Source organism: Nocardiopsis sp. NPDC057823, from assembly GCF_042797335.1.
Taxonomy (GTDB): domain Bacteria; phylum Actinomycetota; class Actinomycetes; order Streptosporangiales; family Streptosporangiaceae; genus Nocardiopsis; species Nocardiopsis changdeensis.
Window position 1 is genome coordinate 191,705 of the sequence record NZ_JBHVLR010000003.1, and the last position, 22,744, is coordinate 214,448.

20 protein-coding genes and 3 tRNA genes are annotated in these 22,744 nt (G+C 74.7%); 11 read left to right on the plus strand and 12 right to left on the minus strand.

Features of this window, described 5'->3' with window-relative positions; translation table 11 throughout:
- The first annotated feature begins 14 nt into the window (after positions 1-14).
- Positions 15-548, plus strand: a complete 534-nt coding sequence (locus tag ACFVNO_RS07385; RefSeq protein ID WP_378890235.1) for a hypothetical protein — start codon at positions 15-17, stop codon at positions 546-548.
- Between the two features lie 150 nt (positions 549-698).
- On the opposite strand, the gene ACFVNO_RS07390 is transcribed toward ACFVNO_RS07385, so the two are convergent.
- On the minus strand, positions 699-2,495 hold the full coding sequence (locus ACFVNO_RS07390) for an AMP-dependent synthetase/ligase (protein WP_378890238.1): 1,797 nt from the start codon (positions 2,493-2,495) through the stop codon (positions 699-701).
- Between the two features lie 97 nt (positions 2,496-2,592).
- The gene (locus tag ACFVNO_RS07395) at positions 2,593-3,045 is read right to left on the minus strand and encodes a carboxymuconolactone decarboxylase family protein (RefSeq protein WP_220559753.1); all 453 of its coding nucleotides are present in this window, start codon (positions 3,043-3,045) and stop codon (positions 2,593-2,595) included.
- 292 nt (positions 3,046-3,337) lie between these two features.
- Between ACFVNO_RS07395 and ACFVNO_RS07400 the strand changes: the two genes are divergently transcribed.
- Positions 3,338-4,690 carry an MATE family efflux transporter gene (locus ACFVNO_RS07400; RefSeq protein ID WP_378890242.1) on the plus strand — a complete coding sequence of 451 codons (1,353 nt, stop codon included), beginning with the start codon at positions 3,338-3,340 and terminating at the stop codon, positions 4,688-4,690.
- A 234-nt stretch (positions 4,691-4,924) separates the two neighbouring features.
- Here the strand turns inward: ACFVNO_RS07400 and ACFVNO_RS07405 are convergent, their stop codons facing one another.
- Together ACFVNO_RS07405 and ACFVNO_RS07410 are read right to left on the minus strand one after the other, a co-directional pair.
- Positions 4,925-5,710, minus strand: a complete 786-nt coding sequence (locus tag ACFVNO_RS07405) for a response regulator (RefSeq protein WP_378890245.1) — start codon at positions 5,708-5,710, stop codon at positions 4,925-4,927.
- Entirely contained in the window at positions 5,710-7,089 is a 1,380-nt protein-coding gene (locus ACFVNO_RS07410; RefSeq protein ID WP_378890248.1) for a sensor histidine kinase, read from the minus strand. Before ACFVNO_RS07410 ends, ACFVNO_RS07405 begins: the two co-directional genes overlap by 1 nt.
- 251 nt (positions 7,090-7,340) lie before the next feature.
- Here ACFVNO_RS07410 and ACFVNO_RS07415 point away from each other — a divergent pair, with 251 nt between their 5' ends.
- Positions 7,341-8,102, plus strand: a complete 762-nt coding sequence (locus ACFVNO_RS07415) for an ABC transporter ATP-binding protein (RefSeq protein ID WP_378890756.1) — start codon at positions 7,341-7,343, stop codon at positions 8,100-8,102.
- Positions 8,087-9,751 carry a hypothetical protein gene (locus tag ACFVNO_RS07420; RefSeq protein ID WP_378890251.1) on the plus strand — a complete coding sequence of 555 codons (1,665 nt, stop codon included), beginning with the start codon at positions 8,087-8,089 and terminating at the stop codon, positions 9,749-9,751. Before ACFVNO_RS07415 ends, ACFVNO_RS07420 begins: the two co-directional genes overlap by 16 nt.
- 37 nt (positions 9,752-9,788) lie before the next feature.
- On the opposite strand, the gene ACFVNO_RS07425 is transcribed toward ACFVNO_RS07420, so the two are convergent.
- Positions 9,789-10,430: a TetR family transcriptional regulator gene (locus ACFVNO_RS07425; RefSeq protein ID WP_355267821.1), complete on the minus strand. Its 642-nt coding sequence runs from the start codon at positions 10,428-10,430 to the stop codon at positions 9,789-9,791.
- A 179-nt stretch (positions 10,431-10,609) separates the two neighbouring features.
- Here ACFVNO_RS07425 and ACFVNO_RS07430 point away from each other — a divergent pair, with 179 nt between their 5' ends.
- Complete coding sequence (locus ACFVNO_RS07430) at positions 10,610-11,785, plus strand: acyl-CoA dehydrogenase family protein (protein WP_355267824.1); 1,176 nt, start codon at positions 10,610-10,612, stop codon at positions 11,783-11,785.
- Between the two features lie 66 nt (positions 11,786-11,851).
- On the opposite strand, the gene ACFVNO_RS07435 is transcribed toward ACFVNO_RS07430, so the two are convergent.
- The 3 genes from ACFVNO_RS07435 to ACFVNO_RS07445 form a co-directional block, all read right to left on the minus strand.
- Positions 11,852-12,226, minus strand: a complete 375-nt coding sequence (locus tag ACFVNO_RS07435; RefSeq protein ID WP_355267827.1) for an FKBP-type peptidyl-prolyl cis-trans isomerase — start codon at positions 12,224-12,226, stop codon at positions 11,852-11,854.
- A 59-nt stretch (positions 12,227-12,285) separates the two neighbouring features.
- Positions 12,286-13,476 (minus strand): mannose-6-phosphate isomerase, class I, encoded by a 1,191-nt coding sequence (gene manA / locus ACFVNO_RS07440; protein WP_355267830.1) that lies wholly within the window; start codon positions 13,474-13,476, stop codon positions 12,286-12,288.
- Positions 13,477-13,794: 318 nt separating this feature from the next.
- Positions 13,795-14,346 carry a TetR/AcrR family transcriptional regulator gene (locus ACFVNO_RS07445; protein WP_355267833.1) on the minus strand — a complete coding sequence of 184 codons (552 nt, stop codon included), beginning with the start codon at positions 14,344-14,346 and terminating at the stop codon, positions 13,795-13,797.
- 191 nt (positions 14,347-14,537) lie between these two features.
- Here ACFVNO_RS07445 and ACFVNO_RS07450 point away from each other — a divergent pair, with 191 nt between their 5' ends.
- The gene (locus tag ACFVNO_RS07450; RefSeq protein ID WP_378890257.1) at positions 14,538-16,160 is read left to right on the plus strand and encodes an MFS transporter; all 1,623 of its coding nucleotides are present in this window, start codon (positions 14,538-14,540) and stop codon (positions 16,158-16,160) included.
- A 50-nt stretch (positions 16,161-16,210) separates the two neighbouring features.
- On the opposite strand, the gene ACFVNO_RS07455 is transcribed toward ACFVNO_RS07450, so the two are convergent.
- Positions 16,211-17,386 carry a molybdopterin molybdotransferase MoeA gene (locus tag ACFVNO_RS07455; protein WP_378890260.1) on the minus strand — a complete coding sequence of 392 codons (1,176 nt, stop codon included), beginning with the start codon at positions 17,384-17,386 and terminating at the stop codon, positions 16,211-16,213.
- A 192-nt stretch (positions 17,387-17,578) separates the two neighbouring features.
- On the opposite strand from ACFVNO_RS07455, the gene ACFVNO_RS07460 reads away from it, so the two are divergent.
- From ACFVNO_RS07460 to ACFVNO_RS07470, 3 genes are all read left to right on the plus strand, one after another.
- A tRNA-Gly gene (locus ACFVNO_RS07460) sits at positions 17,579-17,651 on the plus strand.
- A 41-nt stretch (positions 17,652-17,692) separates the two neighbouring features.
- Positions 17,693-17,763 (plus strand) — tRNA-Cys (locus ACFVNO_RS07465).
- Between the two features lie 15 nt (positions 17,764-17,778).
- A tRNA-Val gene (locus ACFVNO_RS07470) sits at positions 17,779-17,855 on the plus strand.
- Between the two features lie 79 nt (positions 17,856-17,934).
- Here the strand turns inward: ACFVNO_RS07470 and ACFVNO_RS07475 are convergent.
- Both ACFVNO_RS07475 and ACFVNO_RS07480 read right to left on the minus strand, forming a co-directional pair.
- On the minus strand, positions 17,935-18,627 hold the full coding sequence (locus tag ACFVNO_RS07475; RefSeq protein ID WP_355267853.1) for a TetR/AcrR family transcriptional regulator: 693 nt from the start codon (positions 18,625-18,627) through the stop codon (positions 17,935-17,937).
- Positions 18,628-18,636: 9 nt separating this feature from the next.
- Complete coding sequence (locus tag ACFVNO_RS07480; RefSeq protein WP_355267856.1) at positions 18,637-19,851, minus strand: DUF418 domain-containing protein; 1,215 nt, start codon at positions 19,849-19,851, stop codon at positions 18,637-18,639.
- A 105-nt stretch (positions 19,852-19,956) separates the two neighbouring features.
- Between ACFVNO_RS07480 and ACFVNO_RS07485 the strand changes: the two genes are divergently transcribed.
- Positions 19,957-20,286 carry a GNAT family N-acetyltransferase gene (locus tag ACFVNO_RS07485; RefSeq protein WP_355267859.1) on the plus strand — a complete coding sequence of 110 codons (330 nt, stop codon included), beginning with the start codon at positions 19,957-19,959 and terminating at the stop codon, positions 20,284-20,286.
- Here ACFVNO_RS07485 and ACFVNO_RS07490 read toward each other — a convergent pair.
- Complete coding sequence (locus ACFVNO_RS07490) at positions 20,280-20,864, minus strand: hypothetical protein (RefSeq protein ID WP_378890265.1); 585 nt, start codon at positions 20,862-20,864, stop codon at positions 20,280-20,282. The two genes, ACFVNO_RS07485 and ACFVNO_RS07490, sit on opposite strands and share 7 nt — an antisense overlap.
- Before the next feature lie 200 nt (positions 20,865-21,064).
- Here ACFVNO_RS07490 and ACFVNO_RS07495 point away from each other — a divergent pair, with 200 nt between their 5' ends.
- Positions 21,065-22,528 carry an MFS transporter gene (locus ACFVNO_RS07495; RefSeq protein WP_355267865.1) on the plus strand — a complete coding sequence of 488 codons (1,464 nt, stop codon included), beginning with the start codon at positions 21,065-21,067 and terminating at the stop codon, positions 22,526-22,528.
- Positions 22,529-22,744: the final 216 nt, after the last annotated feature.

Here is a 22,744-nt window from a genome sequence, read left to right on the forward strand (position 1 = left end):
GGTGAGGAGACGAGATGCGTGGAGATTCACCCAACGGATGGCAGTTCTTCGCCGCGACCCTGATGATCGTGATCGGGGCGGTCAACATCATCCAGGGGCTGGTCGCCCTGTTCACGCCGGAGTTCTACGTGGTCGGCGACACGGAGATGCTCGTCATGGGCTACGGCGCCTGGGGCGTCCTGCTCGGCCTGTGGGGCGTGGTCCTGGTGGCCTCGGGGCTGTCCCTGCTGTCCGGCAGCACCTGGGCCCGGGTCTTCGCCATCGTGCTGGCCTGCCTCAACGCCCTGGCCCAGCTGGCGTTCGTCATGGCCATGCCGGTGTGGTCGATGGTGGCCATCGCCATCGACATCCTGGTGATCTACGGCCTGACCGCCGGGTGGCCGAGCAAGGCCGCTCGGGACGGCTCCGGAACGACGGCCGGGATGAGCGCCGCCGAGCAGGAGGCCTACCGGAGCGGCTACCAGGCCGCGCACGAGGCGCCCCGGCCCGCGCGGGCCCCGGAGCAGACCGCCGGGCACCCGACCGAGCGCGGCCGGCCCGCCGGCTGAGCCCGGACCGACCGGACACCGGCCGGCCGAGAACAGGCCGGCCCCGCGGAACACGGACAGGAGGGGCGCCCCGTACGGGGCGCCCCTCCCGCCTGTTCCCGCCGGTTCCGCCCGGGCGCCGCAGTCGCGGCGCCGCGGCGGAGAGCGGCGTCAGTCCCGGTAGAGGGCGTCCAGCTCCTCCGCGTACCTGTCCCGGATGACGCGCCGCCGAAGCTTGAGGGAGGGGGTGAGCTCACCGGTGTCCGGGCCCCACTCCCCCGCCAGCACGCGGTGGCGCTTGACCTGCTCGGCCCGGCTCAGCCGGGCGTTGGCCGCGGCGATGGCGCGCTCCAGCTCGGCGTTCACCTCCGGATGGGCGACCAGGGCGTCCCAGTCCCCGCCGGTGTCGATGCCCCGGGCCGCCGCCCACACCGGGGCGACCTCGCGGTCGGGCACCACCAGCGCCACCAGGTAGGGCCGGCCGTCCCCGTGGGCGTAGACCTGGCCGACCAGCGGGTGCTCCTTGAGGGTGTTCTCCACCAGGGCGGGCGAGACGTTCTTGCCCCCGCTGGTCACGATGATCTCCTTCTTGCGGTCGGTGATCCACAGGTGGCCGTCCCCGTCCAGGCGCCCGACGTCGCCGGTGGCGAACCAGCCGTCGGCGTCGGTGGCCGGGCGCACCGCGCCCCCGGCGTCCACGTACCCGTCGAACACCGTCTCGCCGCGCAGCAGGACCTCGCCGTCGTCGGCGACCCGGACCTCCACCGTGGCGAGCGGGCGCCCCACCGAGCCCAGCCGGAACCCGGCCGTCGGGGTGTTGACGGTGGCCACGCCCAGGGATTCGGTCAGGCCCCAGGCGTCCATGACCGGCACGCCCAGGCCCGCCCAGAAACGGACGACCTCCTGGGGCATCGGGGCGGAGGCACTGGAGGCCCACACCACGCGGTCCAGCCCGACCTTCTCCAGGAGCGGGGCCAGCGCGAGGCCGCGGACCGCCGCGAACCGTTCGGCGAGGTCCGGCGGGACCGGCTCGCCGCGCTCCAGGTGGGCGGTGTGCTCGGTGGCCACCGCCATGGCGGCCTCGATCCCCGCGCGCTGCTCCTCGGGCAGCCCCGCGATGCCCGCCCGCAGCGCCGAGGCCAGCTTCTCCCACACCCGGGGCACCCCGAAGAACTGGGGCGGGCGCACGTGCCGCAGCACCTCCACCAGGCGGGCCGGGTCGTCGCACATCCACACGTGGGAGGCGCGCAGCAGCGGCAGGTACAGGCCCAGGACGCGCTCGGCGATGTGGGCCAGCGGCAGGTAGCAGATGTGGGCGGCGTGCTCGGGCAGGTCGATGAGGGAGTCCAGGGCGGCCAGGTTGGCGAGCATCCGCCGGTGGGTGACCGCCACGCCCTTGGGGTCGCCGGTGGTCCCGGAGGTGTAGACGACGGTGAGCAGGTCGTCGGGCTTGAGGTCGTGGCGGCGCCCGAACGCGTCGCCCGCGGGGGTGGCGGCCAGGGCGGCGTAGTCGAGGTGGCCGCGGCCGGGGTCGGCCCCCGAGACCACGACCAGGGACTCCAGCGCCGTGCCCGGGTCGGCGGCCAGGGGTTCCCAGGCGGCCGCGACGGCGGCGTCCTCCACGACGGCGAGGCGGGCCCCGCTGTGCCGGGCGATGTAGGCGACCTGCTCGGGTGCGGCGGTGCCGTAGACGGTGGTGGGGACCGCGCCGATGTGCACCAGCGCCAGGTCGGAGAGCCAGTGCTCGGGCCGGTCGCCCATCATCAGCAGGGCGCGGTCGCCCGGGGCCACGCCGAGCGAGGCGTAGCCCTGGGCGAGGCGGGCGACGGCCGCGTTCACCTCGGACCAGGTGAGGGTCTCCCAGTCGGTGCCGGAGCGCCAGGACAGGGCGGGCAGGTCGGGGTGGACGGCGGCGTTGTGTTCGAGGAGGTGCGCGAGGGTGTGGTCAGGGGAGACGGCTGGGGGCACGGAGGGCTCCTGACGGTCGTCACTGCACTCACATGTGATCTAGAGCACAGGCGAGCGTAACACCGGGCCCCCGCCCCGGACAGACCCCGAACGGCACTCAGCCCCTGCGGGGACGCGGGTGCAGCTGCGAGGTGACCGCCAGCCGGTTGTAGAGGTTGATCATCGAGATCGCGACCTCCAGGGCGGCCAGCTGCTTGTCATCGAAGTGCTCGGCCGCCTCCGCGTAGACCTCGTCCGAGACCCCGCGGTCGCCCAGGCGGGTCATCTCGTCGGTGAGGGCCAGCGCCGCGCGCTCGGCCGGGGTGAAGTTCTCCCCCGCCTCGTACCAGGCCGACACCAGGAAGAGGCGCTGCTGCGACTCGCCCTCCTTGAGCGCCCGGCGGGTGTGCAGGTCGACGCAGAACGAGCAGCCGTTGAGGACCGAGGAGCGCAGTTTCACCAATTCGAGCAGGGTGATGTCGAGGTGCTCGGCGACGAGGGCGTCGACCTCGTCGAGTTTGGAATAGATCTCCGGGACCTGCTTGGACCACACGATGCGGTTCTGGGACACGGGGCTCCTCCTCGGTCGGGGCGGGCCCGCACGGCCCGCACTACCGGCAACATACGCGACGACGCGGCTCTTCCCGGGGCCGGGGCCGCCCTTTCCGGCACCGCGGGCCGCGCGCCGGCGGGGCGGCGGAGGCCGTTCGGCACCGTCCGCCCCCGAACGGCGGGAGGCCCTTTTCAGAAGAATCGCCGCCGTGATGGAGAGGGCTTTTATCGACACATTCTTCCGGAGCCGCAAGAAAAAGGATGCTACGTTTTCCGGGACCCATCGGGAACCACCCCGGGAGGCCCCCGCCGTGACCACGGAACCCCCGACCGCGTCCGAACAGGCCGACTCCCCCGCACCGCTGGGACGGACCGCGCTGCGGTTGGGGGGCAAGGCGTTCCCCCTGTACTGCTCGATGCTCGCCGGGACCGCCGGGAGCATGGTCACGGTCGGCGTGATCGGCAACGCCGCCACCGCCGACCTGGCCGCCTACGCGCTGCTCATCACAGTGTTCAACCCGCTGCTCATGGTGGTGCAGGGTGCGCTGCGCGGGTCGATGCCGTTCATCGCCGAGAACGGCGACGATCCGGCCGCGCTGGCGCCCGTGGTGCGCGACTCCACCTGGCTGGCCCTGCTCATGGGCGGGGCGGGCGGGGCCGTCCTGGCCCTGGCCCCGCTGTGGGCACGTGCGATCGGGGTGGCCGGGCCGACCCTGGCGGCGCTGGGCGTGCTGCCCGCGGTGCTGACGGGTCTGGCCCTGGTGGCCTCCGCGCTCAAGGCATCGGTGACGGTGCTGCTCATCGGCCTGGGGCGGAACCGGTCGGTGATGCTGCTGAGTCTGGTCAACACCGGTGTGGCGGTGACCGTCACCCCGCTGCTCGTGCTGGGCGCGGGCCCCGTCCCCGGGCTGGGGCTGACCGGGGCGGCGCTGGCGCTGTTCGCGGACGGCTGCCTCATGGCGGCGCTGTTCCTGTACGTCTCGCGCCGCCGGACCGTGCTGCGCGGACACCGGGTGGGGACGGGCGCGCCCGAGTGGGCGGGCGTCGTGAAAATCGCCCGGGTCGGGCTGCCCACCGGGGCCACGCTGCTCATCAAGTTCGGGGCGCTGAGCCTGCTGGGCCTGGTGGTGGCCCGCGTCGGCACGGAGCAGGCGGCCGCGCACCAGGTGCTGGTGGTCGTCGCCAACCTGCTGTTCCTCCCGGCGGTCGCGGTGGGCCAGTCCGGCATCCCGTTCACGGCCCGGGCCGCCAAGCGGGGGTCGGTGGCGGGGGTGCGCCGCCCCATCACCGCCGGGTACCTGGTGGCGGTGCCCGCTGTGGCGGTCGGCCTGGTGCTGCTGTGGGCGTCGGGCGGGTCCGCGGTCGGGGTGTTCACGCCCGACCCGGAGGTGCGGGAGGCGGTCGTCGCGCTGCTGCCGGTGCTGGCGGCGGCGGTGGCGGCCGACGCCGTGCAGTCGCTGCCGGGGATGGGGCTGCTGGGGCTCAAACAGGCGCGGTACTCGATGTACACGTTCGCGGTCTGCTACGGGCTGCTGTGCCTGGCGGCGGCGCCCGCCGCCGCGCTGGGCGGACTCGCCGGGGTCTGGACCGCCTACGCGGTGGCCAACGCCGGCCTCGTCGTGGGCCAGACCGCGGCCTTCCTGCGACGGTCCGCCCGCCTGTGAGAGGCGGCCCCGGCCGCCGCCGGAACAGACCGAGGCCAGGACAGGCCGCCGCCAGGGCGGACCGCGGTCGGGGAGCCGCCGGCGCAGCAGGCCGGGGGCGGAGGGCCGCCGCCGGAGCGGGCCGCCATCAGGGCGGATGAGGGGCGGGACAGGCCGCGCTCAGGGGCCGCCGCCGGGGCGGGGCACCTTCAGGGCGGTACGGGGTCAAGGGACCGCTGTCAGGGCGGGGCTCGGTCAGGGCAGTTCGGGGTCGCGGGCGTCGTGGGCGAGCAGCGCCAGCGGCACCCGCCCGGCCAGGTCGAGTTTGGTGAGCGCGCTGGAGATGTGCGCTTTCACCGTGCCCAGCGACATGTGCAGCGCCCGGGCGATCTCGGTGTTGGACAGTCCGGCGGCGACCGCGTCGGCCACCTCGCGCTCGCGGACGGTGAGCAGGGCCAGCCGCTCCCGGGCGGCGCGGCGGCGCTCGGCGTCCCGTCCGCCCCCGGAGCCCGGCCCGGCCGCCCCGGCACCGGCGGGGCCGCCCGGGTCGGCATCGCCCGGACCGGCGCCGCCGCCCCGGGTTCCGGTACCGGGCCCGGTGTCGGCCGCGACCCGGTCCATGAGGGCTCGGGCGACGGCGGGCGAGAGCACCGGCTCCCCGGAGGCGGCCCGGTGCACCGCCTCGACGATCCTCTCCGGTTCGGTGTGCTTGAGCAGGTACCCGGCGGCCCCGGCGCGCAGCGCCCGGGCGACGGTGTCGTCGGCGTCGAAGGTGGTCAGCACGATGACCTGGGGGTCGTCGGCGCCGCCGGTGCGCAGCGCCCGGGTGGCGGCGATCCCGTCCATGCCCGGCATGCGCACGTCCATGAGCACCACGTGGGGCCGGTGTTCGGCCACCGCGGCGACCACCTGCTCCCCGTCGGCGGCCTCCCCGACCACGGCCAGGCCGGGCGCCCCGGAGAGCATGATCCGCAGCCCGGTCAGCACCAGCGGGTCGTCGTCGACCAGGAGAACGCGCACGGGTGTGTCCACGCTCCCCACTATCGCACCCCCGGCCTGCGGACCGCGGAGCCCGCCGGGACCGGTGGGCGGGCGGCCTCCCCCGGGGCCGCCGTCCCGGATGGTCGCGGGGCCGGGACGCCCTCGGGCCAGGGCAGCTCCGCGTCCAGGCGGAAGGCGCCCCCGTCGGGCCCGTGGGCCAGGGCGCCGCCGTCGAGGCCCACGCGTTCGGCCAGGCCGGTGAGCCCGGCGCCCGCCCCGGGGATCTCGGACACGGCCACCCCGACCGGCAGCGGGTTGCGCACCGACACCGCCAGCCCCCGGCCCGGACCGCCGTGGACCCGCACCTCCACCCGGGCCCCCGGGGCGTGCTTGCGGGCGTTGGTCAGCCCCTCCTGCACCACCCGGTAGGCGCTACGGCCCACCCGGTCGGCGGGGGCGGCACCCTCGGGCAGCTCCACCCGGGCGGTCACGCGCTGCCCGGAGTCGGCGGCCTCGCACAGCAGCCGGTCCAGGTCGGCGAGGGTGGGCTGGGGCGGGGCGGTGCCCTCCTCCCCCGGGCCGTCGCCGACCCCGTCCCGGGCGGTGTCGGCGGCGCGCAGCACCGCCAGCACCCCGCCCAGCTCGTCCAGCGCCCGGTGGGCGTTGTCGCGGATGACCTGGACGGCCGCGCCGAGCTCCTCGGCGGTCGGCGGCGGGGCCTGGCCCTGCTCGCTCTGGCGGACCCGGTAGGCCAGGGCCCCCGCGTGCACCGACAGCAGGGACATCCGGTGGGCGAGGACGTCGTGCATCTCACGGGCGATGCGCCGGCGCTCGTCCGCGCGGGCCTCGTCCAGCCTGCGGTCCCGGTCGGCGCGGGCGCGCAGCACGTCCTCGCGCAGCCGCTCGACCAGCCGGAGCCGGGACTTGATCGCCAGCCCCCAGCCCAGGCAGCCCGAGAGCAGGAGCACGGTGACCGCGATCGCGAAGGAGACCTGGTGGCCGGGGACCAGGAGCAGGAACCAGGGCAGCCCGGCGAGCAGGGTGCCCGTCGCGACCGCGGCCGCCTGCCACCAGGGACGGCGCGCGGCGAGCCCGATGAGCGCGATGACCAGCGCCGCCACCGAGGCCGAGGACACGGCCGAGATCAGCCCGACGGCCACCGCCGTGCCCAGGGGGTGCCGGGGCCGCGCGAGCAGCGCCACGGAGGCCGCCGCGCCCAGGGCCACGTCCACGCCCCTCAGCCACGGGGGCACGTAGGAGTTGTACCCCGCCGCGTACAGGAGGGCGTACAGCACGGTCCACAGCAGCCCGGCGGCGACCGCCACCACCGTCCGCCAGGTCACGCCCCACCGGCCGGCCCGGACACCGCGGTGCTCCGCGCTCCCGTCCTCCCCGGTCCCGCTCCCGGCCCCGCCGCCCGCCATCACGCCCCCCGTCACCGACGTCCCTTCCAGGGTAGGCCGGGGGCGGGCGGCGGCACCTCGGCCGAAAGGCCGATCCCGCGGTCCGGGGCGGTCGGCGCGGTCGTCGGCCGATCGGCCGACACTGCGGTGGCGGACCGCGTCCGATCGGCCGATGTGCGGCCCCGCCCCGCGGCGGGACGATCGGTGGCATGGTGAACGACGCTGTGCCGACAGACGCTGTGCCGAAGGACACCGGCCCGACGGGCGCCGGGCCCGCTGCCGAAGACGTGCCCGCCCTCGAACTGGTCGGGCTGACCAAGGCCTTCAACGGGACGACGGCCGCCGACGGGGTGTCCCTGTCCGTCCCCCGCGGGTCCCTGCTGGGGCTGGTGGGCCCCAACGGCGCGGGCAAGACCACCTCGATCTCCATGGCCGTCGGCCTGCTGCGCCCCGACGCGGGCACCGCCCGGGTCCTGGGCGTGGACATGTGGTCCGATCCGGTGGCCGCCAAGCGCCTGCTCGGCGTGCTCCCCGACGGCCTGTCCCTGCCCGAGCGGCTGACCGGCGGCGAGCTGCTCACCTACTGGGGAGGGCTGCGCGGGCTCGGCCGCGACCTGGTCCACGAGCGGGCGGAGGAGCTGCTGCGGGTGCTGGAGCTGGACGAGGCCGACCGCAAGGGGGTCCTGGTCGCGGAGTACTCCACCGGTATGCGCAAGAAGATCGGCCTGGCCACGGCCCTGTTGCACGCCCCCCGCGTACTGGTGCTGGACGAGCCCTACGAGGCGGTCGACCCGGTGTCGGCGCGGGTGCTCACCGCGATCCTGCGCCGCTTCACCGACGGCGGCGGCACGGTGGTCGTCTCCAGCCACGTGATGGCCCTGGTGGAGCAGCTCGCCGACCGGGTGGCCATCATCGCCCGGGGCCGGATGCTGGCCGACGGGACTCTCGACAGGGTGCGCGGCTCGGACGCCACCCTGGAGGACACCTTCGTGCGCCTGGTCGGCGCGCGCGGGATCGGCGAGGAGGAGCTGTCGTGGCTCTCGTCCTGATCCGCCTGAAGTTGGCACTGATGCGCCGCTCCTTCACGGGCATGCGCGTCCTGGGCCTGGTCCTCGCCCTGCTGGGCACCGCCGCGACCTGGTACTTCGCCCTCGCCGTCCCGGGCCCGGGGATCCGGTCGGACCTGTTCGCCCTGGTCTTCGCCGTCTGGGCGGCGGGCTGGGCGCTGGGCCCGACGGTCGCCAACGGTGCGGGGACGCTGCGGTCGCAGTATTTCGCGCTGCTGCCGATGGACCGCCGCCGCACCGGCGCGCTGCTGCTGGTCACGGCCTTCGTGGACATCGGCCCCGCGCTGACCCTGGTCGCTGCCGCGGCCCTGGTGTGGCACGGCGCGACGCTGTCGGCGGGCGCGGCCCTGGTCGCGGTGCCCGCGGCGCTGCTGCTGTGGATCTCGCTGATCGCCCTGTCGCGCCTGGTGTTCCGGGCCCTGGGCGCGGCGATGCACTCGCGGCTCGGCGTCGAGATCGCCTCGGTGCAGTGGGGGCTGATCCTGGCCCTGCTCTTCTTCGGGTGGATGGCCGTGCAGCCGGCGCTGGCGGCGACCCTGGAGCTGCGCGAGCACGGCCTGGGCGAGGGGACGGCGGGCGCGGTCCTGGCCGCGCTGCCCGCTTCCTGGCCGGTGCACGCGGTGGACGCGGCGGGGGCGGGCGACTGGGGCGCGGCCCTGGGGTGGCTGGCGGCCACGGCCCTGACCGCGCTGGTCCTGGCCTCGGTCACCGCGGTGCTGCTGGCCCCCCGGGTCGCGGCGCGCGGGGTGCGGCGCCGGGGGCGCCCCCTGGGCGCCCGGCCGCTGTCCCGCCCGGCCCGCGGCCTGCTGCCGGACACGCCGCTGGGCGCGGTGGTCGGCAAGGAGGTGCGCCAGTGGTGGCGCGATCCGTGGCGGGGCCTGGAGGTGCGCGCCGCGCTGTGGGCGGGCCTGTTCATCGGACTGTTGAGCTGGTGGAGCGAGGTGTTCGCGTTCTTCGCGCCGTTCTCCGGGGTGATCTGCGCGTTCATCATGGTGCTGGCCACGGCGAACATGTACGGGCACGACGGGACGGCGCTGTGGCAGGCGGTCGTGGGGCAGGGACGGGACACCGCCAGGGCGGACGTGCGCGGCCGGCAGGTCGCCGTCCTGCTGCTGAGCGCTCCGGGTGCGCTGGTGCTGAGCGCGCTGTTCATCGTGTCGACCGGCGAGCACTGGACCTGGCCCTACGTGCTCACCGGGCTGGCGGCGGTGTTCGGGGTGGGGTCGGGCCTGTCCCTGCTGTTCTCGGTGGTGGCCCTGTCCCCCGGTGTGGACCCGCAGCTGCGGGTGGACGCCAACGACAGCGGCGACAACCAGGTCCAGGTGTGGCTGTCCCTGGCGGCGCTGCCGGTGCTGACCGCCCCGGCGGTGCTGGCGGCGGTGTTCCTGGGCCTGGCCGGGACGCCGTGGGCGGCGCTGCCGGTGGGGGTCGCCAACGGCCTGCTCGGGGCCTGGTGGCTGGGGCGGGTCGCGCACCGGCGGCTGGCGGCCCGCCTGCCGGAGACGTTCACCCGCATCCGCTACGGCAGGGAGGTCGCGCTCCGGTCGGTGCCGGAGCGGGGGTCCCTGCTGGACCGGCTGGAACGGACGGCGATCTCCGGCAACGGGGAGACCCGGCCGCAGGGGGCGTGAACGCGGCGCCGGGCCCGGGCGCGGACGGCGGCCCGGCTCAGCGCCCGGGCTCGGTGCGGACCTTCTCGTAGAGGGTGTCGAGGCCGTCCAGGAACGACGACAGGGCCAGGTCGAAGCTGTCCTCGTCGATCTCGGCGGCGTGCTCGGCCAGCCGGTGGGCCTGGGACAGGTTGGGGTAGCGGTCGCGGTAGACGCGCACGTCGTCGTCGAAGCCGCGGGCGAAGGAGCCGGTGGCCGACCCCAGGACCAGGTACCGGGTGGAGGCGCCGATCATGGTGGCGTACCGGGGCGGCCAGCCCGCGCCCACCAGGCCGCCGTGGATGGCGTCGGCGCGGCGCAGCGCCTCCTCCCGGCGGCCGGGGCCCGCGGCGATCACCGGCAGCAGGTTGGGGTGGGCGACCAGGGCGTCGCGGTAGGAGCGCGCCCACGCGGTGAGGCCCCGGCGCCAGTCGCCGCTCTCGAACGCGGAGACCTCGATGTCCCGGGTGACCTCCTCGGCGATGGCGGTGAGCAGCTCCTCCTTGGTGCGGTAGTGGCTGTACAGGGAGGCGGCCCGCACGTCGAGCTCCTCGGCGAGCTTGCGCATGGACAGCCCGTCCAGCCCGTCCCGGTCGATGAGCGCGAGCGCGGCGCGGCGGATGGCCTCACGGCTCAGGATCGGTGTCTTGGGTCGGGCCACGGGCGTAGGTCCCCTCTGCGGTCTGCCGGCACCGGCCCCTACCGGTGTCCGGCCCGATCATCGCACGCTACCGGGCCGGCCGGGCCGTTCGCGGAAGGGCGGGCCCCCTCTTGCACCGGCGGCGGGGATCGTCGTACCCTCACATAACCGAACACTGTTAGGTTAATTGGGAGCAGGCCGTGATCGATTTCTCGTTGAGCGAAGAGCAGCGCGCCGTCCGCGACTGGGTCCGGACCTTCGTCGAGCGGGAGCTGATGCCGCTCGAGAACGACGTGCTGCGGCGCGAACGCGAGGGGCACCCCCCGGGCCTGAACCGGGAGGAGCGCACCAGACTGCGCGACCTCGCCCGCAAGTCCGACTTCTGGGGCGTGGAGACCCCGGTGGAGTACGGCGGCATGGGCCTGGACCCCGTCACGGCCGCGGTCATCGAGATGGAGCTGGGCCGGACCTTCCTGACCTTCAAGTTCGGCGGCGAGGCCGACAACATCCTCTACCACTGCAACGAGGAGCAGAAGGAGCGCTACCTGCTGCCCACCATCGCCGGCGAGAAGCGCTCCTGCTTCGCCATCACCGAGCCGGGCGCGGGATCGGACGCCAAGGCCATCCGCACCCGGGCCGTCCGCGAGGGCGACGAGTGGGTGATCAACGGCGAGAAGACCTTCATCACCGGCGGCTACGAGGCCGACTTCGCCATGGTCTTCGCGGTCACCGACCCGGAGAAGGGCGCCAACGGGGGCGTGACCTGCTTCCTGGTGGACCGCGACATGGGCTGGACCGCCGAGCCCATCGACACCATGGGCGAGCGCCGCCCGGCCGCGCTGGTCTTCCAGGACGTGCGCGTCCCGCACGAGAACATCCTCGGCGAGGAGGGCAAGGGCTTCGCGCTGGCCATGCAGTGGATCGGCAAGGGCCGCTACCTGCTGCCCGCGCGCGCCGTCGGCAGCTGCGAGCGCCTGCTGACCATGGCCGTCGACTACTCCAAGACCCGGGAGACCTTCGGCGCGCCGATCGCCGACCGCCAGGCCATCCAGTGGATGATCGCCGACTCCCAGGTGGAGATCGAGGCGCTGCGCCTGCTCGTGCTGCACGCCGCCTGGCAGGTGGGCGAGGGCCGCGACTCGCGCCACGCGCAGTCCATCGCCAAGCTCTTCGGCGGCGTCAAGGCCAACGAGATCGTCGACCGCGTGCTCCAGATCCACGGCGGCATGGGGTACACGCGCGAGCTGCCCATCGAGCGGTTCTACCGCGACCTGCGCCTGCTGCGCATCTTCGAGGGCACCGACGAGATCCAGCGCCGCACGATCGCCCGCGACCTGCTCAAGGGCCACGTCAAGGTGGGCGCAACCCTGGGCTGACCGCGGGGACGGGGCCCGTGCCGCGCAGGCACGGGCCCTTCACGCGTGCTCCGCCGGGAGTGTGTCCTAGCGGACGGCGACCAGGTCGCAGACGAAGATCAGGGTCTCGTTCGGGCCGATCGCGCCGCCCGCGCCGCGCTGGCCGTAGGCCAGGTGCGGCGGGATGACCAGCTTGCGGCGGCCGCCGACGCGCATGCCCAGGACGCCCTGGTCCCAGCCCGGGATGACCTGGCCCTTGCCGAGGGTGAAGCTCAGCGGGGCGCCGCGGTTCCAGCTGGCGTCGAACTCCTCGCCGTTGGAGAAGGCCACGCCCACGTAGTGCACGTCGACGGTGTTGCCGTGTCCGGCCTGCTGCCCCTCGCCGACCACGATGTCGGTGATCTGCAGGTCCGCCGGGGGCGGGCCTTCGATGGGGTCGATCTCCGGGCGCTCCAGAGCCATGGTGCTACCTCTTCTGTGACACAAGTGAACAGAGAGGGCCAGCGTATCGGTCCCGGGACTCAGTCCAGCAGCGCGCCGACCGTGGCGGCGACGACGTGCCCCTGCCCCTCGATCTTGAGCGGCCCGCTGTCGGCCTGGACGAACACCGACTCGCCGCGGCGCAGCTCGATCCGGCGGCCGACCTCGGGGATCAGCTCGACCCGGCCGTTGAGGGCCAGCACCACGGCGGGCCCCTCCCCCGGCAGGTGGGCGGTGACCCGGCCCGGGCCGATCTCGTGCAGGGCGAACTCCGGCGCGGCCGGGCGGAACTGCCGCCGCCCGTCCTGGACGGTCGGCAGGGAGTACGGGATGGGCAGGACCGAGAAGTCGACCACGTCGAGCAGCTCGGCCGGGTCCACGTGTTTGCGGGTCAGCCCGGCCCGCAGCACGTTGTCGGAACCCGCCATCACCTCCACGGCCGTGCCCTGGAGGTAGGCGTGCAGGTTGCCCGCGGGCAGGAAGAGGGCCTGGCCCGGCCACAGGGTGACCCGGTTGAGCAGCAGCGACGCCACCGCTCCGGGGTCGCCCGGGTAACGGGCGGCCAGGTCGCCGATGATGCCGGCGTGGGCGCACCGGGGGCGGACCCGCTCCCACTCCTCCACGAAGCCGCCGATGAGCCGTTCGCGGTCGGCCCCGTCCAGGGTGAGCAGGCGGGTGAGCGCCGCCCGCAGCGCGGCGCGGTCGTCCTCCCGGGAGAGGTCCTCGCGCAGCAGGGCGGCCAGGTCGCAGGACAGGTCCAGCAGGTCGCGGTGGGCGGCGGCCGGCTCCCGGAAGCCGCACAGGGCCTCGAAGGGCTCCAGGGCCAGCAGCAGTTCCGGCTTGTGGTGGGGGTCGCGGTAGTTGCGGTGCGGCGCGTCGACCGGGATGCCCCGGCCCTCCTCGGCGGTGAACCCGGCCCGGGCCCGGTCGGCGTTCGGGTGCACCTGGAGGGAGAGGGGCTCGTCGGCCGCCAGGACCTTGAGCAGGAACGGCAGGCGCACCCCGAACCGGTCGACGACCTCCGGGCCCAGGACCCGGTGGGGTTCGGCGGCGATGAGCGCGGGCAGCGGGAGCGGGCCCTGCTCGCACTGCGCGGTGCTGGGGGCGCCGTGGTGGGCGCCCAGCCACAGCTCCGCCTGCGGGGTGCCGTCCGGCTCCAGGCCCAGCAGCCGGGGGATGGCCGTGCGCGCCCCCCAGGCGTACGGTCGGACCTGGTTGGTGAGCCTGTGCATCCGCTCCCCGCTTTCCCGTCTGCGTGTTCTCACCCCGTGGACGCTCCGGCGAGGTGGGGCCAGTCTCGCGAACGGAGCGCCCCTGCGTCGACCCGGCACGCCCCACTTCCGCGGTGGTGCACGCGTCACCTCACTGTGTGAGCGGGCGCCCGGCGGTCCCGGGACCCGGCGGCGGCAATGAAGTTACTGGGAAGTAAATCATGATCCCGGACACATGGACAGCACCGCCGTGTCACCGTCCGGCGAACAGCCGGGGGCCGGACGGGCGGAACGGCGTCGCGCCGGGGCCGCGCAGGGGACCGGGGGCTCCCGGAGGGGTCAGCGTACGCGGCGGACCCGGTCGGACTCGGCCGCCAGCCGGTCGATCACGGCCTGGAGCAGCGCGGGGTCGGCGGAGGGCAGGCCGACGATGTCCGACAGGTACAGCCCGTCCCCGGCACGCAGGATGATCTCGGCCAGGACGGGGTCCTCCAGCTCCTCGTGGAGCAGGCGGCGCCAGCGGTCGAACAGGTCCTGGACGTGCGCGAAGGCCTCGGGGGGCATGTCGTCCTGGCCGCGCAGCGCGGCGATGATCGCCCAGTAGAGCTCGCGCTCCTCCGAGCTCTGCGGCAGCGAGGTGCGCAGGAAGACGCGGACCACGCCCTCCTCTCCCTCCACCGCCTCGCGGAACTCCTGCTCGGCCAGGACGGACAGGCGCTCGATGAGGCCGGTGAGCATGGCGGCCTTGGAGGGGAAGTGGTACAGCAGACCGCCCTTGGAGACCGAGGCGGCGCGGGCCACCGCCTCGAGCGTCACCGATGAGTAGCCCTCCCGGATGAGGATCTCCTGGAGGGCGTCGAGGATGCGGTCGCGGGTGTTGGAAGTGTTCACGATTGACACTGTACCGGCTGGACGGTACTGTACCGTCTGGACGGTTGAAGAATCCCCGAGGTGCGCCCCGCGCGCCGCACGGTCGACAGCGCTTCCCGTCCCCACCGTCCGGCCCGGAGCCCGCCATCCCGCCGGAGCCGCGCCCGGCCGCTGCCGGGAACGCGGGAACAGCGAACACGTAACGAGGAGAGATGACTTCCGCCAAGGCCGGAAACGGTCACGACCGCGCACGCAACGGCAGCCCCGCGCTGGCCGGTCCCCGCGAGTGGACCGCGCTGGCCGTCCTGGTCCTGCCCGTGATCCTGATCTCGGTCGACTCGACCGTGCTCGGCTTCGCCGTACCCGCACTGAGCGAACAGCTGGCGCCCACCGCGGGCCAGCTGCTGTGGATCGTCGACGTCTACGGCTTCATCCTGGCCGGGCTGCTGATCACCATGGGCTCGCTCGGCGACCGCATCGGCCGCCGCCGGCTGCTGATGATCGGTTCGGCCGCGTTCGGCGCCGCCTCGCTGCTGGCCGCCTTCGCCCCGACGCCCGAGGTCCTCATCGCCGCCCGCGCCCTGCTGGGCGTCGCCGGCGCCTCGCTCATGCCCTCGACCCTGTCCCTGCTGCGCAACATCTTCCTGGACGCGCGCCAGCGGCTGCTGGCCATCGCCCTGTGGGCCTCCGGTTTCTCCGGCGGCGCCGCGCTGGGCCCGATCCTGGGCGGCTGGCTGCTGGAGCACTTCTTCTGGGGCTCGGTGTTCCTCATCAACCTGCCGGTGATGGCCCTGATCCTGGTCCTGGTGCCGCTGCTGGTGCGCGAGTCGAGCAACCCCGACGCGGGCCGCCTCGACCCGGTCAGCGTGGCCCTGTCCCTGGCCGCGATGCTGCCCGCCGTGTACGGCGTCAAGAAGCTCGCCACCGAGGGCCTGTCCGTGGTCCCCGTCGCCTCGCTGGCGATCGGCCTGATCCTGGGCTACGCCTTCGTGCGCAGGCAGAAGAAGCTGGACGACCCGCTCATCGACGTGGACCTGTTCCGCAACCACGTGTTCAGCGTGGCGGTGGTCACCAACCTGATGATCGTCTTCTCGCTGGTGTCGTCCCTGTTCTTCCTGACCCAGTACCTCCAGCTGGTGCTGGACATCTCGCCGATGCGGGCCGGGATCGTCCTGATCCCGGGTCTGACGCTGTCGGTCCTGGCCGGCCTCGTGGCGGTGCGGCTGTCGCGCCGGCTGAGCCTGGCCACCGTGATCGGCGGGTCCCTGCTGGTGACCGCCGCCGGGTTCGCGGTGCTGGTCATCGCGCCGGTGAACGACGTCACGCTCGGCGTGACGGTCGTGACCACCGGGTTCGCGCTGATCGCGACCGGCGCCGGGTTCGCCGAGACGCTCACCAACGGCGCCATCATGTCGGCGGCCCCGCCCGAGCGCGCCGGTGCGGCCTCGGCCATCTCCGAGACCGCCTACGAGCTGGGCGCGGCCCTGGGCGTGGCCGTGCTGGGCAGTGCGCTGACCGCGTTCTACCGCTCGCACCTGAACGGCCCCGAGGGCGTGCCCGCCGACGCGGTGGACTCCGCCCGCGAAACCCTGGGCGGCGCCGCGAACACCGCCGCCGACCTGGGCGGGGCCTCCGGGGCGGCGCTGATGGAGGCCGCGCGCACCGCGTTCACCAGCGGTATGCACATGACCAGCGCGATCGCCGTGGCGATCGTGGTGGTGGCGGCGGTCCAGGCGTGGCTGCTGCTGCGCGGCCGGGGCAACCCGGCGGTCGAGCAGCCCGAGCCGCCGGTGCTCGCCGAGCAGCACGGGCAGGAGCCGGCCGACCGGTCCTGACCCCGGCCCGGGAGGCCCCGCAGGGATGTCCTGCGGGGCCTCCCGCCTGTTCAGGGCAGGTGCAGCAGATCGACCGCCCCGCCACTCCAGCGGGGCGGCACCACGGCGTAGGCGTCGGCCAGGGCCGCGCCGCGCAGGCTGGCCGGACGGTCGTGGCCGACCGGGACGGCCCGGCCGCGCTCCAGGCGGACGGCGACCAGCCGGGTGTCGCGGGGATGGGCGTCCACCTCCCCGTCCAGCGGCACCGGGTCCGGATCGGCCGCGGGGTCGGGGCGCCCGGCCATCGCGCACAGCAGCGGAACGACCAGGGTGAGGGCCGCCACCAGGGCGGCCCCGGGGTTGCCGGGCAGGCCGACGACCGTTGTGCCCTCCCGGCGCGCCAGCAGCTGCGGGTGCCCGGGGCGGCAGGCCACCCCGTCCACCAGGACCTCCGCGCCCAGCTCGGCCAGCACGGAGCGCAGGTGGTCGGCGGGGCCCTTGGAGGAGGAGCCGCACACCACGAGCACGTCGGTGTCGGCCGCGGCGATCGCCGCCGCCAGCGCGCCGCGGTCGTCGTCCAGGTGGTCCGTCCGCTCCACCCGGCCGCCCGCCCACGCCGCCAGGCCGGGCAGCATCGGGCCGATGGCGTCGCGCACGAGGCCCTCGCCGGACAGGCCCGACGTGGTGACCTCGGCACCGGTGACCAGCACCCCGACCCGGGGTGCCAGCACCGGCAGGGTCTCGTGGCCCAGGGAGGCCGCCAGGCCCAGGACCGCCGGGCCCACGGCACGTCCCCGGGTGAGGACCGTCTCGCCCGGTGCGGTCTCCTCCCCCGTCCAGCGCACGTGCCGCCCCGCCCGTACCGGGCCCGAGACGCGGCCGCCGGAGCGTTCGGCCAGTTCGTAGGGCAGGACCGCCTCGGTCCCCTTGGGCACCCGCGCGCCGGTGGCGATCTCCACCGCCTCCCCGGGCGCCAGGCCCGCGGCGGCCACCGGGGCGCCCGCCAGGCCCGCGCCCACCAGCTCCCAGGGGCCGGGGCCGGCCACCGCGAAGCCGTCCATGGCGGAGGCGTCGAACGCCGGGACCCCGGTCAGCGCGCGCACGTCCGCGCCCAGCACGGCGCCCAGCGCCTGCGCCAGCGGCACCTCGCGCACCGCGGCGGCCGCCCGCTCCCCCGCATCGCGCGCGCGGTCCCGGGCCGCCGGCCAGTCCAGCGGCCCGCCGCGGTCCGATCCGCACCCGCCCATGGCGTCGCCCTCCCGTCGTCAGCGGTCTGGCCACCATTGTCCACCCGGGGCCGTGACGGCGGCGTTTCCGCCTCCTCCCAGCGTGTGGGCCGGGGCCCGCGCAAACCCGATTTGCCGTCTGACGACTTTCCGCTAAAGTTCTAACCAGCGACAGGGCAACGGCCGAGGGAACGAGGCCGGGCCGGTCGACAAGCGGACGTGGCTCAGCTGGTAGAGCATCACCTTGCCAAGGTGAGGGTCGCGGGTTCGAATCCCGTCGTCCGCTCGGAGGAGACGCGCGGCCACCCCGGTGGCCGCGTGGAACTCGGTGGAGTGGCCGAGAGGCGAGGCAGCGGCCTGCAAAGCCGTCTACACGGGTTCGAATCCCGTCTCCACCTCACATCGCTTCACGCGGGCGGTTAGCTCAGTTGGTTAGAGCGCTACCTTGACACGGTAGAGGTCACAGGTTCGAATCCTGTATCGCCCACCAGTACGCAGCGGGCCGGAGGACACCTCCGGCCCGTTCGTCATGTGGGGGCCGTGGGCGGGATCCGGGCCGGCGGAGCCGGTCAGGGGCCCTTCCCGGCCTCCCCGGCCTTCCCGTGTTCCTCGGCGATGGCGCGGAAGCCGGTGATCAGGCAGCGCAGGCCGAACTCGAACTGGCCCTCGTGGGAGGTGAGGGCGCCGCCCTCCACGGCGCGCTGGAGGGCGTGGGCGCCGGAGTAGGCCTCCCCGACCTCGGCGGCCAGCTCCGGGGCCGCGACGCGCTCGTCCTCTCCGGACTGGGCGTCGCTGGTGGCCGCCCCGCAGACGTAGGCGTCCAGGGCCTCGATGATGTCGAGCTTGACCTGTTCGGGCAGGCCGGTGCCGTCGAACACCCGCAGCGCCGAGTCCAGCCAGGTGATCAGGGCCGGGCCGACGCCGCGGGCGGACCGGCGCAGATCCAGGATCCACGGCCGCTCGCGGAAGGCGGCCAGGTCCCGCCGGGCCCACTCCTCCAGCCGGTGCCACCACGGCCCCGGCTGTTCGTGCGGGAGCGCGTCCCGGGCCACCACCGTGTCCAGGATGAGGGTCTCCAGCGCCGTCCGGTTGGCGACGTAGGTGTACAGGGTGCCCGGGGCCACGTCGAGGCGTTCGGCGAGGCGGCGCATGGACAGGGCGGGCAGCCCGTCGGCCTCGATGACCGCGATCGCCTCGTCGACGATGCGTTCTCGGGTCAGGCTGCGGCGCGGACCGCGGCGGGGCGGGGATGTCGACGGCACCGGCCCAATCTAGCGCGCCGCCTCCGTCCGGCGGCGCACCGCGCGGGCGCCGAGCCCGCGCAGCAGCACCTCGAACGGCCCGCGCATCCCCTTCTTCTCCATGAGGGCGGCCACGACGACGGTGAGCAGCCACAGGCAGAACGCGAACAGGGCGGCGGTCGCCTCGGTCAGGTGCGCCGCCAGGCCCAGCCCCCACAGCGAGAGCACGGGGGCCATGACCATCGAGTGGGCGAGGTAGCCGCTCAGGGACCTCTTGCCCAGGGCCGCCACGGCGGCGACCGGCCGGGGTGTGCGGCCTTCCCGGGTGAGACGCCCGGCGGCGAGCACGAACAGGGCCGCGTACCCCAGCCCGCCCGCGAGCCCGGAGGTCCAGGCCAGCAGGAACAGCGCCGCCTCCGCGGCCTCCGACGCCGGGGTGAACACGCCCGCGTACGCCAGTGCCGAGGGGAGCGACCCCGCCAGTCCGAGGCCCACCCCGACGGCGGCCGTCGTGGTGATGAGGCGGCGGTGCCGGTGCGGCTCCTCCAGGATCCGCCTCCGGGCCGTCCACATGCCGATGAGGATCGCGGTGGGCATCACCACCCCGAGCCCGTTGGCGAACACCATCAGGAAGACCCAGCCCCACAGGCGGGTGACCACGGACTCCAGGTAGTCGGTGGTGCCGGAGCCGTTGAGGCTCAGTTCCTGCGCGCCCGGCTCGAGCGCCGGCGCCGCCCCGGTGGGCGGCAGGATCACCGAGGCGGCCAGGACGGCCGCCGACACGAGCAGGACCGCGGCGAGCAGGCCCGCTCCGGTGAGGATCGCGGCCCTGAGCCGGCGTTCGCCGCGGCCGAGGAACACCGCGCACAGGATCAGGCCGATGACGCCGTAGTCGCCCAGGACCTCGCTGCCCATGAGCAGCGCCGCGTGCGCGAGGCCGAAGACGACGAGCCACCGGTTGCGCGAGCGGATGACGGCCCGCGCCGCGTCCTCCCCCAGTTCGGCGGACCTGGCCTGGTAGGCCCGGACCAGCCCGTAGCCGACGAGGAAGGCGAACAGCGGGTACACGCGGACGTCGAGGAGGGCGATCATCGCGAAGCGGACGACCTGGTCGGCCACCGGGGTCGCCGAGGTCCCGCCTTCGACGGCGGCGACCCCGTGGAAGAAGATCGCGGTGTTGGACAGCACGATGAGCAGGAGCATCCCGCCCCGGGCGAAGTCGGGTGCCAGCAGTCGTCCGTTCATCGGCGCCTTCCTCTCTGAACGGCGTTCAATAATTGAACGGCGTTCAAGATTCTAGGCCGCGCGCCGTACCGGCACAAGGGGGCCGGGCGGGGGCATGATGGGCCCATGGCGGACGGCAGGGCCACTGTGGCCGAAGCAGCGGACCGGTACACGATCAGCGTCGACGGGGAGGTCGTGGGGTTCACGAAGTTCGTGGACGCCGACGACCGGCGGCGCATCTTCTTCCACACCGAGATCGACGAGCGCTTCTCCGGGCGCGGACTGGCCGGCACGCTGGTCGCCGAGGCCCTGGCGGAGACCCGCTCCCTGGGCCTGGGCATCGTGCCCGTCTGCCCCTACGTCGCCAGGTACGTCGAACGCCACCGCGAATTCGACGACGCCCTGCTCGAGGTGACGCCCGACGACCTGGAGCTCGTGCGCGCCCTGCCTCAGTGAGCCGGGCCCTCGACCGCCGTCCGACCGCGGAGGGTCCGCCCCCAGGGCTTGACGACCGAGATCGCGATGGCGAACGCGACCGCCGTGGAGGAGACCACCGGCGGGAAGAGCATCCCGGGATCGAAGGCCAGGTCGCCCCCGGAGGCCAGCGCCGCCCGCCCCTCCCCGGCCAGCGCCCCGACCTGCGGGGAGAGCGCGACGACCACCAGGAACACCAGGACCACGTTGAGCACCAGCTTGACCAGCACCCACCTGTAGCGCACGAGTCCGTACCTGCTCCCCAGGCCCAGCACCACACCGCTGGCCAGGGTGAGGGCGCCGACCGCCACCATGGGCCAGGTGGCGAACGCCGCCACCGCCACCGCCAGGGCCGCCCCGTCGCCGCCCAGCAGCGCGGTGGCCACCAGGATCCCCAGGACCAGGTCGAGCCCGAGCCACGCACCCGAGGCGGCGATGTGGACGATGAGGACGGCCTTGCGGGTGCGGGGGCCGAGCCTGCCCGCGCGCCGCCGCGGGGCCCGCCGCGACCGCTCCCGTCCGCCCTGCCGCGCCTTCTCCGTGGTCCCCGCCGTGTCCATGGCCCCTCCGCTCCTCGCCCGTGCGGCCAGTATCCGCAGGGGACGGCGACACGGCGTACAGCGTGCGACGTATCCGCGCGTACGTGATTCCGCGGGGGTCCGGGTGATCCGCGCCACGTTCGACCGCCGGGGTGTCCATCGGGTTGAACGGTGTTTACCCTGGCGGTGAACGCCTGTTCACCCCCCTCCCCGGAGGCCCCATGTCGTCCGCACCGCGGATGCCCGTCCGGCTCACCACCGGTGTCCTCACCCTCTGCGGCATGATCGTCTCCCTCCAGCAGACCCTGGTCATACCGCTGCTCCCCGACCTGCCCCGCATCCTGGGCGTCTCCGCCGACGACGCCTCCTGGCTGGTCACCGCCACCCTGCTGACCGGCGCCGTGGCCACCCCGATCGTCGCCCGCATGGCCGACATGTACGGCAAGCGCCGCATGCTGCTGGTCTCGCTCGCGGTGATGACGGCCGGATCCCTCATCGCCGCCGTCGGCGGGGGCTTCGTGCCGCTCCTGGTCGGGCGCGCCATGCAGGGATTCGGGACCGCCCTGATCCCGGTGGGCATCAGCATCATGCGCGACCAGCTGCCCCGGGAGAGGCTGGCCGGGGGCATCGCCCTGATGAGCGCGACCCTGGGCATCGGGGGCGCGCTGGGGCTCCCGCTGTCGGGGGTGCTCTACGGCGCGTTCGGATGGACGTCCCTGTTCTGGTCCACCGCGGCCGTCGGCGCCGTGCTCACCCTGCTCATCCGGCTGGCGGTCGCCGAGTCGCCGCAGCGCTCCCCGGGCCGTTTCGACGTCCTGGGCGCCCTGGTGCTGTCCGTCGTCCTGGTCGGCCTGCTCCTGGTGCTGTCCAAGGGCGCCGCCTGGGGCTGGGGCGGACCGCGCGTGCTCGTCCTGACCGGGGTGTCGCTCCTGTTCCTGGCCCTGTGGATCCCGCTCCAGCTCAGGACCCGCGCCCCCATGGTCGACCTGCGCACGGCGGTGCTGCCGCCGGTGCTGCTGACCAACATCGCGTCGTACTTCACCGGGTTCGCGATGTTCCTCAACGGCCTCGTCCTCACCCAGGAGCTCCAGGTCCCGGCGGAGACCGGGTACGGCCTGGCGCTGCCGGTGGTCACCGCGGGTCTCCTCATGGTGCCGAGCGGGCTGATGATGCTGGTGTTCTCCCCCGTGGCCGGCCGCATGCTCGACCGCTGGGGAGGCAAGCCGACCCTGCTGTTCGGGCTGGCCGTCATGGGGCTGACCTACCTGGGCCGGGTCCTGGCCCCCGGTTCCCTGGCCAACGCGGTCCTGGGGAGCACCCTGGTCAGCGTGGGCACCGCCGTCTCCTTCGCGGCCATGCCCGTCCTCATCATGGGCGCGGTGCCCCGCGGAGCAACCGCCTCCGCCAACGGGATCAACTCCCTGGTCCGCTCCCTGGGCACCTCCTCGGCCAGTGCGGTGCTCGCCCTGCTGTTCGCCTCGCTGACGGTCACCGTGGACGGCGTGCCCTACCCGTCGGGCACGGGCATGGACGCCGCGCTGTGGGCGGGGGTGGCGGCCTGCGCCGCGGGCACCGTCGTCGGGCTGTTCATCCCGGTGCGGGGACGCGGGGCGGACCCCGGGGAGGACCCGGCCCCCGGCCCGGCCGACCGGGACCGCCGGCCCCGGGAGTCCACCGGGACCTGACACCGGGCCCGGAACCGGCGGCCGCGGGGCGGCCACCGCCGCCGCCCGGGTGCGCGGTCCCTCCGGAGGCGGACCGTGTCCCGGCGCGCGGGAACCCCCGGTCGGCGCGGCCCGTATCATCGGCGACACCGCCCCAGGGCGCAGGACCTGCCGCCGCACCGGACCCGGGACAAGGCCCGCCGGGTCCCCTCCTCCCCCAGGGCCCGAACAGAGAGC